Consider the following 13,776-nt stretch of genomic DNA (forward strand, 5'->3'; position numbering starts at 1 on the left):
ATAGGCCTTTGGGAAGTGGTGCTTACAAACGGTGACCCCATGGATCCGAAAAGTCGTTGGACGTGGTCGTCTGAATTCCGTCGCCTCTTGGGATTCTCGAGCAAGGAGGAATTTCCGGATGTTGTCGGCTCGTGGAGCGACCGCTTGCACCCCGAAGACCGTCCCCATACATTCGCCGTTTTCGGAGCGGCTTTGGAAGGCAAGACGGAAGGCTATGATATAACCTACCGACTGCGTATGCGCGACAACTCGTACCGCTGGTTCAGGGGAACAGGTGGAGTGACGCGGGACAAGAGCGGGAAAGCAACCCGGGCATGTGGTTCGCTTGTCGATATTCAGGATTCAAAGGATGCGGTTGCAAATGGTTACCGACAAGCAGCCGAGCAACTCGAAGGAGTGGTTGCAACAGTCACGTCTGCATCCGAAGAGCTTTCTGCTCAGATTGAACAATCGAGTCGAGGTTCTGAAGAGCAGGCAAATCGCATAGCCGAAACCGGGACTTCAATGGAAGAAATGAATGCAACTGTTATTGAAATTTCCAAAAATGCTTCCAATGCTGCCATCTCGGCCGAGGATACAAAAATTAAAGCCGAAAATGGCGCCAAGCTCGTTACCCAGCTTACCCAGGGGGTTGGACGCGTCCAGAAACAATCCCAAGAGATGAAAAATGACATGGACAACCTGGGCAAGCAGGCACAAGGGATCGGCCAAATCCTGAATGTTATTTCGGACATCGCTGACCAGACGAATCTCCTGGCCCTCAATGCAGCTATCGAGGCGGCCCGTGCCGGAGAAGCTGGACGCGGTTTCGCAGTTGTCGCGGATGAGGTCCGCAAATTGGCTGAAAAAACAATGACAGCCACCAAAGAAGTTGATGTAGCGATTCGAGGCATCCAAGACGGAACAAAGAAAAACATAGACAATGTCGAGTATTCCAGGGAAAGTATTGACGAGGTGATAGGACTTGCCAATACATCCGGCGAGTCTTTGCTGGAAATCGTTTCTCTCGCTGAGGCCACAACGGATCAAATCAGTTCCATAGCAACTGCTTCAGAAGAAATGTCTTCTGCCAGCGAAGAAATTACCCGCAGTATTGAAGACGTCAACCGGCTTTCCATGGAGAACGCTGAGGCCATGAGACAATCAGCTCAAGCTGTTGGTGAACTGGCAAATCAAGCAAGCATCATGAATACCCTCGTCGCCGACATGAAAGCTCACAAAGCGTAACGGGTCTTTCCTCGTGGAGCGTTCCTCAAATACGTACGTCTACTCTCGCTCCAGAAGGAGCGAGAGGGGGGCCAACCAAGCTGGCTTGAAGGACCCCGGAGGATTTGGCAACCATGCGCTTGTGGGAAGCACCGGGTAAAACCGAACAACGCCTTGTCCTGGAGCGGCCCTGGGGGTCTTGGGCAGTTTCTCGTCGCATTCAGGCCGTCTTGCTCCGACCCATAACAGCCCGCCCAAACAGTCGATTCGTGCAGCCTGTTCAAAAAACGTGCTGGCAAGGCGCGCAAAAAAGTCAAGCCTGAGGCGGAGTTGACATCCGTTGAGGGTTTGCGTTTTTCGCAGCAACGCGGCCAGCAAGAATTTTCAACAGGCTGATATGGCCGCCCCCGCGTTGGCTCCATATGGCCGCCGACAACAAGGCGTGCAGCCGCCCCACTCGCCCATGTCCTTCTCGCTTCGCTTCCCGTTGCGAAGGTCCGCAAATACACGCACGCGTCTTGCAACCAGCGCCAGAGCCCTTCGAGCACAAAGGAGTGTAGTTCCCCTGCTTGCTCTCTGTACGCTCTGGCGCCCCTCTCTCATGTCGCTTTGTGCTCTTGGTATGCGGAGGCCTGAAAGCTGAGGGATATCTCTTTGACCGTGCCCTGGATCTTTACAAAGGCGTCAACAATACGCGGATCGAAATGCGATCCCCCCTCCTCGACAATGATGGAAAAGGCCTGCTCGTGCGAAAACGCGGGCTTATAGACACGCTTTGAAATTAATGCATCATAGACATCGGCCACGGCGACTATCCTGGCGGAGAGGGGGATGGCTTCGCCCCGGAGACCATCAGGATAACCGGAGCCATCCCATTTCTCATGGTGCGACCTGGCGATTTCCGCCGACATGCGCAAATATTCAGCGCGCGGCTTCTTTAAAGAGGCGCTGTGCAGGGTCGCATGGCCGATAGTGGTGTGGGTCTTCATCACCTCGAACTCTTCGGCGTCAAGCCGGCCAGGCTTGAGGAGGATGTGGTCGGGGATGCCGACTTTGCCCACGTCGTGCAGCGGACTGGTGGCGAACAGCGTCTCAATGAATGTCCGGTTGATTTCGGGAAATTCCGTGGTCAAAGACAATTGTTCCGCCAAAACCCGGCAGTACATCTGAATACGCTCCAAATGGCCGCCTGTTTCCGGGTCTCGGGTCTCGGCGAGTTTCGCCAAGGCGAAGATGACCGTATCCTTGTCCTGCAAGGCAAAAATACGTTCACTCGCCTTGAGCCTGACGAAAAGCTCATGCTTATTGACCGGTTTGGTCACGTAGTCGTCCACGCCCGCCTCGAAGCCGGAAATGAGGTCCTTGGATTCGTCGCGCGAGGTGACCATGATGAGGTATGTGTAATCGTCTCGTTCGGAGGAGCGTATCCGCTGGCAGAGTTCAAGACCGTTCATGGTGGGCATGTTCCAATCCGTCAACACGATGCGCGGGGACTGGGCGTTCCATATTGCAAACGCCTGGGCGCCGTTTTCCGCCTGCAAGGCCTCGTAACCGAACTTCTCCAAATATATGCACATGGTTTTACGGCTGATCGGTTCGTCATCGACGATGAGTACTTTCATTGCGGCCTCTGGATTCTGCATTACAGAGTGCTTGGAGCTTCCAGCCAATCGGAACTCGCCTTTTCAAAATCCTTCCATGCAAGAGAAAGCTCGTCATACAGCATTTCGGCTTGATCCCAACGGGCACTGCCAACAGCGTGCATAACCTCTTTACAGAGCTGTTCCATCCGATACGCGGTGATGTACGCACACGGGCTTTTCAGTCGGTGCGCAACGGTGTCCGCTTCTGCATCATGACATTTTATGGCGTGATGCAGCTTTTGAATTTCTCCCGGAGTTTCTTCCCGAAACAGCGCAAGAAGCTCTCGGGCCATGTCCAGGTCGTTTTCATAGCGCGCAACAAGGGCATCCGGATCGAAGACGGAACGTTGTCCGACGGGACTGGCTCCAGCATGCTCCCCATTGACTCCGGGCTGCTTCTTGTAGTTTTCGAGCAGCTCCACAAGATCCTGCTTCTGCATGGGCTTGCACAGATAGTCCGTCATTCCAGCCCGCAGGCAACGTTCCTTGTCGCCCTCCAGGGCGTTTGCCGTGAGCGCTATGATGGGCAACGAGGAAAAACGACCGCCAAGTCGGCGAATGGCCCGCGTGGCCTCAAAGCCGTCCATGACCGGCATCTGCACGTCCATGAACACCATGTCGAAGGAACGCTCCCGCACCAGCTCCAACGCTTTCGCGCCGTTGTCCGCCATGGTCACGTCACAGCCCAGGCGGGTCAGAAGCAGGGAACCGGCCTTGCGATTGATGGGATGATCATCCACCAACAGCACTTGGAGGCGCGGGGCATCCTGAGAATCCAAAAAGGCCATGCCCGCGTCCTGTTCGCCGACGCCAGTCCACTCCTCATGATCGGCAATCTCCGCGATGCAACTGCGCAAGGCATTGTAGAGGTCGCTGGCGGAAAAGGGTTTTGTCAAAACAGTGCAAACGCCGGGATGATCGATCCACGGCGCTTCCTCGTGGACTCCAAGGGAGGCGATGAGGATGATGCGTGTCTGCAGGAATCGGGCATCCTGTTGAAACGCTTTTATGAAATCAAAATCGCTTAAATGGCCTGGGGAGTGATCGAGCAAAACGCAGTCATAGGTGGAAGCGCTCTCCAGGGAAGCTTCAATCTGTTTCCAGGCCGAGCTGACCCCGTCGGTCAAATCGTGCGCCACTCCCCAGGTGTTGAACAGGTCGGAACAGATGCGGCGGTTGATCGGACTGGGATCCACGACCAGAATGCGTATGCCGTGAAGGAAGGGCAACTCGGCCGAGCGCTCTCGTTTTTCCTCGCCCAGCGGCAGCGTGATATCAAAAAAGAAGGTGGTCCCTTCGCCGTATGTACTTTTTACTTGCAGAGTCCCGCCCATCATTTCAACGAGGTGACGACAAATTGCCAGCCCCAACCCCGTCCCGCCGAAGCGGCGCGCGGCGGATTCGTCCACTTGGGTGAACTGGTCGAAAATGTCTCCAAGCTTTTCTTCGGGAATACCGATGCCCGTATCTTCCACCACGAAGCGCAAGCCGAGGCGGGCTTCATCCAAAAATATCTTCTGCACGTCCAAAAACACATGCCCATATTCCGTGAATTTGATCGCGTTGGACAGCAGGTTGGAAAGCACTTGGCGAAGGCGAAGCTTGTCTCCCACAACCGTGCGCGGGGCCGCGGGATCGAAGCGTTCGAGCAGCTCAAGATCTTTTTCGTTCGCTCGTGAAGCGAACAAGGCCATCAAGCGGTGTGTTTCCAGTTCAAGGTCAAAGGGTTGGGACAGGAGTTCCAGATGTCCCGCCTCGATTTTGGAAAAGTCCAGGATATCGTTGATGACCGCGAGGAGAGATTCGGCGGAAGTACCCGCCATGTTGAGAAATTCGTGCTGCTCGTTGGTCAGGCGTGTTTCTTCGAGCAGGTTGAGCATGCTGATCACACCATTGAGGGGCGTGCGAATTTCGTGACTCATGTTCGCCAGAAAATTGCTTTTTGCCGTGCTGGCGGCGGCGGCTTTTTCGGCCAGCCGTTCCGCCTTGGCGATGGCCAGCTCCAACTCCTTGTTGACCTTGATGAGGTTGTCCTCGGCGTCCTTGCGTGCGCTGATGTCCACAAGACACTCAAGATACTTGGGTTCTCCGCGTAAAGAGATGACCGTCACGGTCTTGAGCACGGGGATTTCGGAGCCGTCCGCGCGAATCATCAGTCGGTCGGAGTTGTCCACCGTTTGCCCGAGGTCGCCGATGGGACAGGCATATTCGTTGGCCGGGCAAAGAAACTGATGACAGCGATGGCCGCAGATGGCTTCGGGCGGCGCGCCGAACATGAAGGCCGCCGCGGAGTTCACCTGTTCAATGACGCGTGTCTTCGGATCGATGATGACCATGCCGATGGGCAGGCTTTCCATCACGGAGCGTTGCAGTTCTTCGCTTTCGCGCAGTTCCCGTTCGATCTCCATGCGATGGGTGACGTCGTGAAAGGCCGAAATGGAATACGTGGCCTCGCCTTCCTTGAGAATAGGCCGACTGGCGACCTCCACCAACAACAGGCGTCCGTCTTTATGCCGGAAGGTTTCCGTTGAATCGTACGGTTCGCCGGCGTGTATTTTGAGATAAAAAGGGCACTGTTCCCGAGGAAGACAGTCGTTGTCTTCGTGGCGGTGCAACAGTTCGTGCGCCGATTGGCCGATAAATTCGTCGTAGGAATAGCCCAGGATATGGCTGGCCGCCGGGTTGACCTCGGTGATCACGCCCTGGTCGTCCTGCACGTACGCCCCCTCGGCCAGGGCGTTGAACATGGCGGTCTTGCGCGACTGCTCGCTTTTCAACGCCTGGGACCGTTCCCGCAGGCGGGCCAGCAGAATGCTGATGAGCGCCAGCGCGATCAGGGAGCCGGAGAGAAAAAGGTAAAACTCCACAGTGAAATTCTTCACCACAGGGTCGGGAGCGTAGCTGACTATGTACCCCGAGATGTGACCCTTCACATCTTTCAAGGGCAAAATCACAATGGAATACGAAACGCCGTTGGTCTCGGCAGAGGTGGCCACAGAAAGACCTTGAGCCATGGCGTTTTGCACGCTTTGGCTGGTGCGCAGCTTATTGTTGAGCGAGGAAACCGCTTCCGATAAAGACGGCGGGCTGTTCTCAAGGTTTTCGTTATTGGCTTCCACAAGATACCCAGGATGCAACGTTGCGTCAGCATAAAGCTCTCGTTGCTCTGGGAGAAGCAATCGGTCCGCCAACGGGCGAGACAAAAGAAAAAGAAATTCCCGCGAGGGGTCAAGTTCGGCCATGGCGTCCCGTATGGCCTTGGATGTCATCACCATCTCGACGCTGCCCAGGAACCTGCCCTGGCTCCAAAGAGGATACACGTAACGAAAGCCGCCGGTTGTCCGGCCGATCTCAAATCCGAACAACACGTTGTGTGAGGCGTTGGAGAGCAGAATCAAAGGGCGGTCATCGGTTGGGGTGTCGCCATAGCGATCCGGCAAGTAAAACCGCAGAAAGCTTGATCCGTCTGCCAAATGAAAATGCATTTGCCGCAGGTTCTGGGCCTGCATGGATCGATAGGCCGGCTCGAGACGACGGTACAGCTTTCCTCGAATGAGATTTCTCTCGCTAGGCGTTGCATCCTCGGCCCGTGCGACCAAATCCAGAACGTCCGGCTGATTGATTCTGTTGGCGAACAATCCGTCCATGGCCAAACGATACATACGCACGCTGGCGCGGTAGGCGATATCAAGGTTGCTTAACTGCTCGGAGAAGTGCGCCCTTTCTTTCTGCGTCTTATTACTGTACAGCAAAAAGGCTATGATCCCGCACATGATGACGAAGAACGTAATCACTACGTGACGAGAGGCTGTCCGACGCAATCGCTCCATCATCAGAAGTTCCCTTTTTGCGGGATTACGGTATTTTTCAAAAGTTTGCGCACCGAATCATAATCTGCATCCTTGATGGGGACGGCTCCGTAACGCGTGTTCTCCCCCCACCGTTGCAGCGTGACCTTGTCCTTGCCGGACGGGTCCAACCGCACCAGCGCATCCCGTATGCGTTCCATTGCCTGGGGGGAAAGCCGGTTGGCGTTGGCGATCAAGGCGAACGAAGGCATGGGCTCTGTTTCGTCGACGACAACAAGGCCGAGATGGGCATACTTGCGCGCTATGGCTGTTTTGAGCCCGCCAAGGATGTATTCGCCGCGCACGACGGACAATGCGGCCTCGTCGTGCTTCTTGAGATACCTATAGAAGTTGTTGGACAACGTGCTTCCGTGCTTGGCCAGAAGTCCGTTGACGGAAAGAAAGCCGCACGTGGACAACGGCTGGGTCAATGCGACGTTTTTCCCCGTCATCTTGTTCAGGTCCGGGACGGCGTCGGCCATGGCCACAAGGCAACACGTATACGTGGTATTGCCTGACTTTTCCTTGAACCCCACCAAGGGAACAGCCTGTGGAGCAGCCGCCTTCAAGGACACGTAGGGCAATGGTCCGAGATAGGCGATATCGATTTGATTCCGGCGAAACTTGTCGAGTATATCCGCGTAACACTCGCTGTAGTCGATAACGACCTCACTGCCAAGAACCGTGGAAAGGAACGCAACCAGTGGAGCAAATTCCTTGATCACCGTTTCCTTGTTTTCCATTGGCAGTGGAGCGAACACAACCGCTTGAGCATAAACGTTGCTTTGCGTTATGAACAGAAACATACTCGCAATAAATAGTATTATCAATCTCGCCATATGTACTTGTCCAGTTCGAATCCGAGTCGTTTCGGCTTGATACTCCAGCCAATCAGAACCGCCTTGTTGACGCGCTCACATGTGCCGTTCGTCTTATGCACTTTTTACAAGGTTTTCAGCCAGGACAAGCTGTCCACTTCAAACCCCTTCCATGCTTCAACAAGGTCCTGGTAAAGCGTGTCAGCCTGTTCCCATCGCCCATTGTCAACGGCATGCATCAGGTCTTTGCAAATTCGTTCCATATCCTCGGCCGCAACGTAGGCGCATGGGCTTTTCAGGCGGTGTATTATGGTATTGGCATCCATGCTTCTGTTGGATATTGCCGTCTTCAGCCGGAGCAACTCCTGCGGCGTTTCCTTGTGGAATATGTCGAGCAACTCTTTTGCCATATCTGTGTCGTTATCATACCGAGAAATCAACTTCTCCGGATCAAATGGAGAAAAGGGTGTCGGGGGATTGCCTTGCGCGTCCGGGATTGCGAAGCTTGCCCGATAGGCTTCCAGTATCTCCACAAGAGCCTGCTTCTGCATGGGCTTGGGTAAATAATCGCTCATTCCGGCACGCAGGCAGCGTTCTCTATCGCCTTCCATAGCATTTGCTGTGAGCGCAATAATGGGCAATGTGGCGAATCGTCCCCCAAGCTGACGGATGGCCCGGGTGGCCTCAAATCCATCCATGACCGGCATCTGCACATCCATAAAGACCATGGCGAAATGGTGTTCGCGCAAGAGTTCCAGGGCTTTCCTCCCATCTTCCGCCATGGTCACGGCGCACCCCAGACGGGCCAGGAGCAGGGAGCCGGCCCGGCGGTTGATGGGATGGTCGTCCACCAGCAGCACCGGAAGGGCGGCTTGCTGCCGGGCAATAGGGAATGCCTCCTCGGTATCCTGTTCCGTCGAGGCCGCTTGCTCATCGAGTGCGGCCACATCAGTCATACAACCGCACAAGGCGTTATAGAGATCACTGGCGGAGAACGGCTTTGTTAACACCCCGCAAACTCCGGGAATATCTTGGCATGGTATTTGTTCGTGGTCTGCGAGCGTGGTCATGAGAAGAAAGCGCGTTTGCGAGAAGCGACTGTCTTCCTGAAGGCCCCGCAAGAAATGAAACGTGTTCAGATCGTCTGGAACGCAGTCTATCAAAATGCAGTCATAGGGCGAAGAATCTTGCGGGAAGCCTTCGATATGTTTCGAAGTGGGACCGACTCCATCGGCCAAGTCATGGGTCAGCCCCCATGTATTGAGAAACTCCGAGCAAATCCGACGAGTGACAGGACTCGCGTCCACCACCAGGATTCGTCTTCCCTGCAGACAAGACAGTTCACCGGACCTGCTCTGTTCTTCGTCGCCCAATGGCAGCGTGATCTCGAAGAAAAACGTGGACCCCTCTCCGCGGGTGCTTGTCACTTGCAGGGTCCCGCCCATCATTTCGACCAGATGGCGGCAGATCGCAAGGCCCAAGCCGGTGCCGCCAAACCGCCGGGCTGCGGATTCATCCACTTGGGTGAACTGGTCAAAAATGTTCCCTTGCTTCTCTTCTGGGATGCCGATGCCCGTGTCCTCCACCACGAATCGCAGCCCCAGGCGGGATTGATCCAGGAACACCTTCCGCACGTCCAAGAACACATGCCCGTGATCCGTGAATTTGATCGCATTGGAGACAAGGTTGGACAGCACTTGGCGGATTCTGAGCTTATCCCCCACGACCATGCGCGGGGCCGAGGGATCGAAGCGTTCAAGCAGCTCAATCTTTTTTTCATTCGCCCGGGAAGCGAACAACGACACCAGGCGATGTGTTTCCTGTTCGAGGTCAAAGGGATGGGGCATGAGCTCCAGGTGGCCGGCTTCGATTTTGGAAAAGTCGAGAATGTCGTTGATGACCGCGAGAAGGGATTCCGCGGAAGTGCCCGCCATATTGAGGAATTCGTGCTGCTCGTTGGTCAGGCGCGTTTCTTCGAGCAGGTTCAACATGCTGATCACGCCATTGAGCGGGGTACGAATTTCATGACTCATGTTGGCAAGAAAACTGCTTTTGGCCGTGCTGGCTACTTCGGCGGCCTCCTTGGCGCGCAGGAGCTCCATTTCTATTTTCTTGCGTCCCGTGATATCTTGCGCGATGCAAATGACTTCGCTTGAGGCTGCGCCGGGAGTCACTGGCGAAAAGATCAAATGCAGCCATGTCGGCTTGCTCCCCACTACCGGGGCATATTCGCCCTCAACGCTTGCCCTTTTTCCTCCCATGGCTTCATGCAGGGCGACGGCAATTTCACTGTTGGTAAACTTGCTCGCGGCGCTGAAACCGAAAAGCTGCTCGCGCGTGACTCCAAGGATCGTGGCGGCTTGCGCATTGCAGTTGATGACAGTCCCTTCCTGGCTGAAATGCAACACGCCGATGGGAGAGTTCTCAAAGATGGTGCGCAGCTGCGCTTCGTTTTTCTTTACCTTCTCCTCGGCCAACTTGCGCTCGGTTATGTCCGTGGAAAGCACGGCCAGGGCAAAGACTTCCCCCTGCTTGTCTTGTAGCGGCACTTTGGTGGTCAGGTAGGAGTGCTTCGTCCCGTCGGGATGCGAAAATTGCCACTCGAAACTTGCCGCCGTGCGGCTTTCAATAATCTCCCGGTCCTTGTCCATGAGGGCCTGGCCAAATCCCGGCGGGAAGAGTTCGACATCCGTACGGCCAAGCGCTTTTTCCGAGGAAATTCCGGTGGCCTGTTCAAAAAAGGTGTTGACCATGAGATGGCGGCCGTTGCGATCCTTGAGGATGACAGAACTGGGAAGGTTGTCGACAATGACGCGCAGCCGCTCTTCGCTCTCCTTGAGTGCCTGCTCGGCTTGGCGGCGCTCCGTGATGTCCCGAAAGCTCCAGACCCGGCCGAGAATCTGGTCGCCCAGCCGTTGCGGCCTGGAATACCGCTCCAAAACCCGGCCGTCGCGCAACAGGATTGTGCAGAAGTCTTCTTCCTCCGGATTGACATAGAGATACTGGATACGCTCCAGAAAAGATTCTTGGTCATCCAGCCTGTCCAAGACCGCCTGTAAAAGGATGTTGTCATCTCCTGTTTCAACGAGCTCCTGGTCAAGCTGCCAAATATTAAGGAACTGCAAATTGTAGGCGGTTACCCTCTTGTCGGTGGAGACCACGAGAATCCCATCCGTTATGGACTCAATTATAGCGTGCAGGCGGGACGAGTTTTGTTCTATGCCGCTTGCCATGGAATTGAAGGCTGTGGCCAGAGAGCCGATCTCATCCTTTGAGTTGATGTCAAGATGGTAGGAGTAGTCCCCGTCTTTAATGGCTTGCGTCCCTTTCTCGAGCAAGGCAAGAGGAGAGATGATACGGCGTCTCACCAGGAAAAACACATAGATGGAAAATCCAAACGTCACAACGATAAGTATCGTAATCGCAAGACTGATAGTTTCATTCTGTATACGCAAATGATCCTTTTCGTCTGCGATTCTCATCTTTAGCAGGGCATGAAACTGCTCGATCAACTGCATGATTTTGGCTTTTGCCTTGTGGTACTCCTCTCCATGCAATATATTGCGCGCCATCGCCATGTCAGGATGGCCTTTGACCGTGAACCGGCCATTCTCATCCTTATACAATCCTTTGACAGCGTTCATCGCGATGTCTTCCAGATTGATCAGATCATCGGACTCTTTTTTGGCCTCAGTCAGTTTTGAGACTTCTTCTGAGGAAAGTTTGAGCCCGGTCATCCTTTTTTCGATGCTGTATGTTTCACCGCCTTGGTCCGGTTCGACACTGCCTCCGGTCACGTAGTCCCAGTAGAAGGGACTGTAATGCTTCGGGTGAGGCTGCCTGCCATCGCGCATGGCCATGATGTCCCGAAAGTACTGTTCGTACTTCGGATCTCCCGTCACGGCGTATGTGCGGGCAAGGCGCGTCAAATCATCCGAAGATTGTTTGAGCTCCCAAGCCAGATTGAGGGATTCGATATTCAAGGCATTGACGGAGTCTTCGTGTTCATGAGTTTGCATGAGCAAAATGACGAAGGCGGAAGAGGCGGCGATCAGCGCCCCATACACAAAGGAAATCAGAAGAATGGAATCTCTGATGGTGAGCTGTCTGGGCCGCCCTTTTACAAGCCAAGCCATGGCGATAATCGCAGCCATGCCCAGAAAAATGGAGCCCAAAGCCGAGAGTATGTATTTCGCTGTATAATAATGGTTCTTTTCCCGCAAAGGCAGGGCTGAATATCCCCCCCCAGCGGGCACCCACTTCTCAAAAATAGCATTTTTTCCACTCTCACCAATTGCGGCAAGTGCTTTATTGATAATGGAGACAAGCTCCGGCCAGTCGCTCCGAATAGAATATACGGGATGAAGAACATGCTGTTCCTCTCTGAACACGTGTGCAAAAACAAACGATTGATGGTATACGCTCCTCAAAGAGAAGTATTGATGGACAGGGACAAGCGCGAAATCCGCCTTGCCTTCGAGGACCAACCGAAAAGCCTCTTCTGCGGATACCGCATCGACTGTCCGCACCTCTCCTATTGAAGCAAGTATTTTTCCTGTCCAGATGTTCCCTTTAAGATGTGCGATCCGCTTTCCCCGCAGGTCGGATGTCGTATGAATCAGGGCGGCTTTCTCAGGAGTTGTGGCAAGGGCGTATTCCACAACGTTGTATGGAGCGGTGAACTGAAAATGCTTGCGTCGGCTTTCGATGACGGCAGACTCCGCCAGTCCGTCTATTTCTCTCCTTGTCGCCTGTTCGACAACATCCTTCCATTGCCCAGCCGCCAATTGCAGGTGAGCGCCTGTCAACGTGTTGATCCTGTCCAGAAAATCAACATCGTATCCTTCCAGGCTTCCATCGCTTTTCCTGTTGACAAAAGGCGCCCAACTCTCCTCAATGCCAATTGTAATGACCGGGTGTTCGGCGAGCCAAGCATGTTCTTCCTGCGTAAGTGGTATCGTCGCCGCTTTGGCGGTGTCTGGAGCACCCCCTGTCCATCGTCTATGAATCGCATTCACTTCGTCCACGGTGAGATCGGCAAGCGCCTTGTCAAGAAGAGAGGCGAGCACGGGCCAGTCCCGGCGTACGCCGATGCACAGAATCGCCCTTTCCTTGCGCAACTCCCCCTGCACATGAAGGTTGGGCAACAATTCCTGGGCAATGAGAGAGGTCGCCACGGCGCGGTTTCCGACATAGGCGTCCGCCTCGCCCTTGGAAACGGCGACCAGGCAGGCGGTGGTGTCGGGGTACTCCACCACGTTTATATGCGGATACTTTTCCCGGAAGTGCCTGGCGTTGCCGAATCCATGTTCCAGCGCCAGCGTTTTGCCCTTCAGGTCCTTTTCGCTCTTGTACGTCGATCCCGTTGAGCGGGTCACGATCACGTGCGGAATATCAAGGTAGGGACGGGTGAAATCGAGATACTTCTTTCGATCGGGTGTGGGAGTGATATCCATGAGAGCATCAAGTGTCTTTTCTTTCGCCGCCGCCAGATTGGCCTTGAAAGACCCGGGAACCACCTTGATGATCCCCCCGAGTCTTTGATTCATGGCGTTGATATAGTCCACTCCGATCCCACACGGTTTTTTCTCGCCATTCACAAAATCCATGGGTGGCCACGCGTTCAAGATGCCGAAAGAAATCTCGGGATGATTCTGGAGCCACGCTTTTTCTTCCGCAGTGAGCTTCTTGATGAACGCCAAACGATGCTGTTCGGGAGGGCTGGCAAATGTATCGTTTACGCTTGACGGAAACCAGGGTGCGAACGATATGAGGCAGGCAAGCAATGTGCTGAACAACAGAGCAAGCCTCTTGCGGGTACAGGGCCTCATGATCGTGCCTCCAAACTTTTGGGCGGTAAGGCTTTCAAGCTCTCTTCATCGGCCAGATGGCCAAAATGCGTTTCTGCGGCGTATCCTAGCCTTAAAATATATCCATAGGACATCAGGAATTTATTTGCATAAGTTACCTTGAAGGAACCAGTCAACGGCTAATTGTAATTCTTTGCATATCTTATCGGGCAGCGAGACAGCTATTTCGCGGAACGCAAGACTCCATCATTCTGAACACAGCGAGCAAGAAAGTTCAACGGTTCTTCGATTTGCCCCATTGGAATGGCTACACGTTTGTCGTGCGCAGCGGCCAGTTCAGAACTAACTCGAAGTGAGAATCTGTCCCGCTTCTGCTTGAGTTCGAACTCATTCCAATTAGTTAGCCAGTGTTGCGTCCCTCAAGAACGTATATACAATGGTTTCCACGTAA

Annotated in this window: 5 protein-coding genes; 1 reads left to right on the plus strand and 4 read right to left on the minus strand. The window is 54.3% G+C overall.

Annotation, left to right across the window (positions count from 1 at the left end):
• The first annotated feature begins 39 nt into the window (after window positions 1–39).
• Window positions 40–1,227: a methyl-accepting chemotaxis protein gene (locus ACYQ01_RS10440; protein WP_459933912.1), complete on the plus strand. Its 1,188-nt coding sequence runs from the start codon at window positions 40–42 to the stop codon at window positions 1,225–1,227.
• Between the two features lie 578 nt (window positions 1,228–1,805).
• Here ACYQ01_RS10440 and ACYQ01_RS10445 read toward each other — a convergent pair.
• The 4 genes from ACYQ01_RS10445 to ACYQ01_RS10460 all read right to left on the minus strand — a co-directional run bounded on the left by ACYQ01_RS10445 (window position 1,806) and on the right by ACYQ01_RS10460 (window position 13,313).
• Entirely contained in the window at window positions 1,806–2,828 is a 1,023-nt protein-coding gene (locus tag ACYQ01_RS10445; protein WP_459933782.1) for an HD domain-containing phosphohydrolase, read from the minus strand.
• Between the two features lie 20 nt (window positions 2,829–2,848).
• Window positions 2,849–6,682: a response regulator gene (locus tag ACYQ01_RS10450; protein ID WP_459933783.1), complete on the minus strand. Its 3,834-nt coding sequence runs from the start codon at window positions 6,680–6,682 to the stop codon at window positions 2,849–2,851.
• Window positions 6,682–7,536 (minus strand): PhnD/SsuA/transferrin family substrate-binding protein, encoded by an 855-nt coding sequence (locus ACYQ01_RS10455; protein ID WP_459933784.1) that lies wholly within the window; start codon window positions 7,534–7,536, stop codon window positions 6,682–6,684. Before ACYQ01_RS10455 ends, ACYQ01_RS10450 begins: the two co-directional genes overlap by 1 nt.
• 104 nt (window positions 7,537–7,640) lie before the next feature.
• Window positions 7,641–13,313, minus strand: a complete 5,673-nt coding sequence (locus tag ACYQ01_RS10460) for a transporter substrate-binding domain-containing protein (RefSeq protein ID WP_459933785.1) — start codon at window positions 13,311–13,313, stop codon at window positions 7,641–7,643.
• Window positions 13,314–13,776 lie beyond the last annotated feature (463 nt).

This window comes from Fundidesulfovibrio butyratiphilus (genome assembly GCF_054657235.1).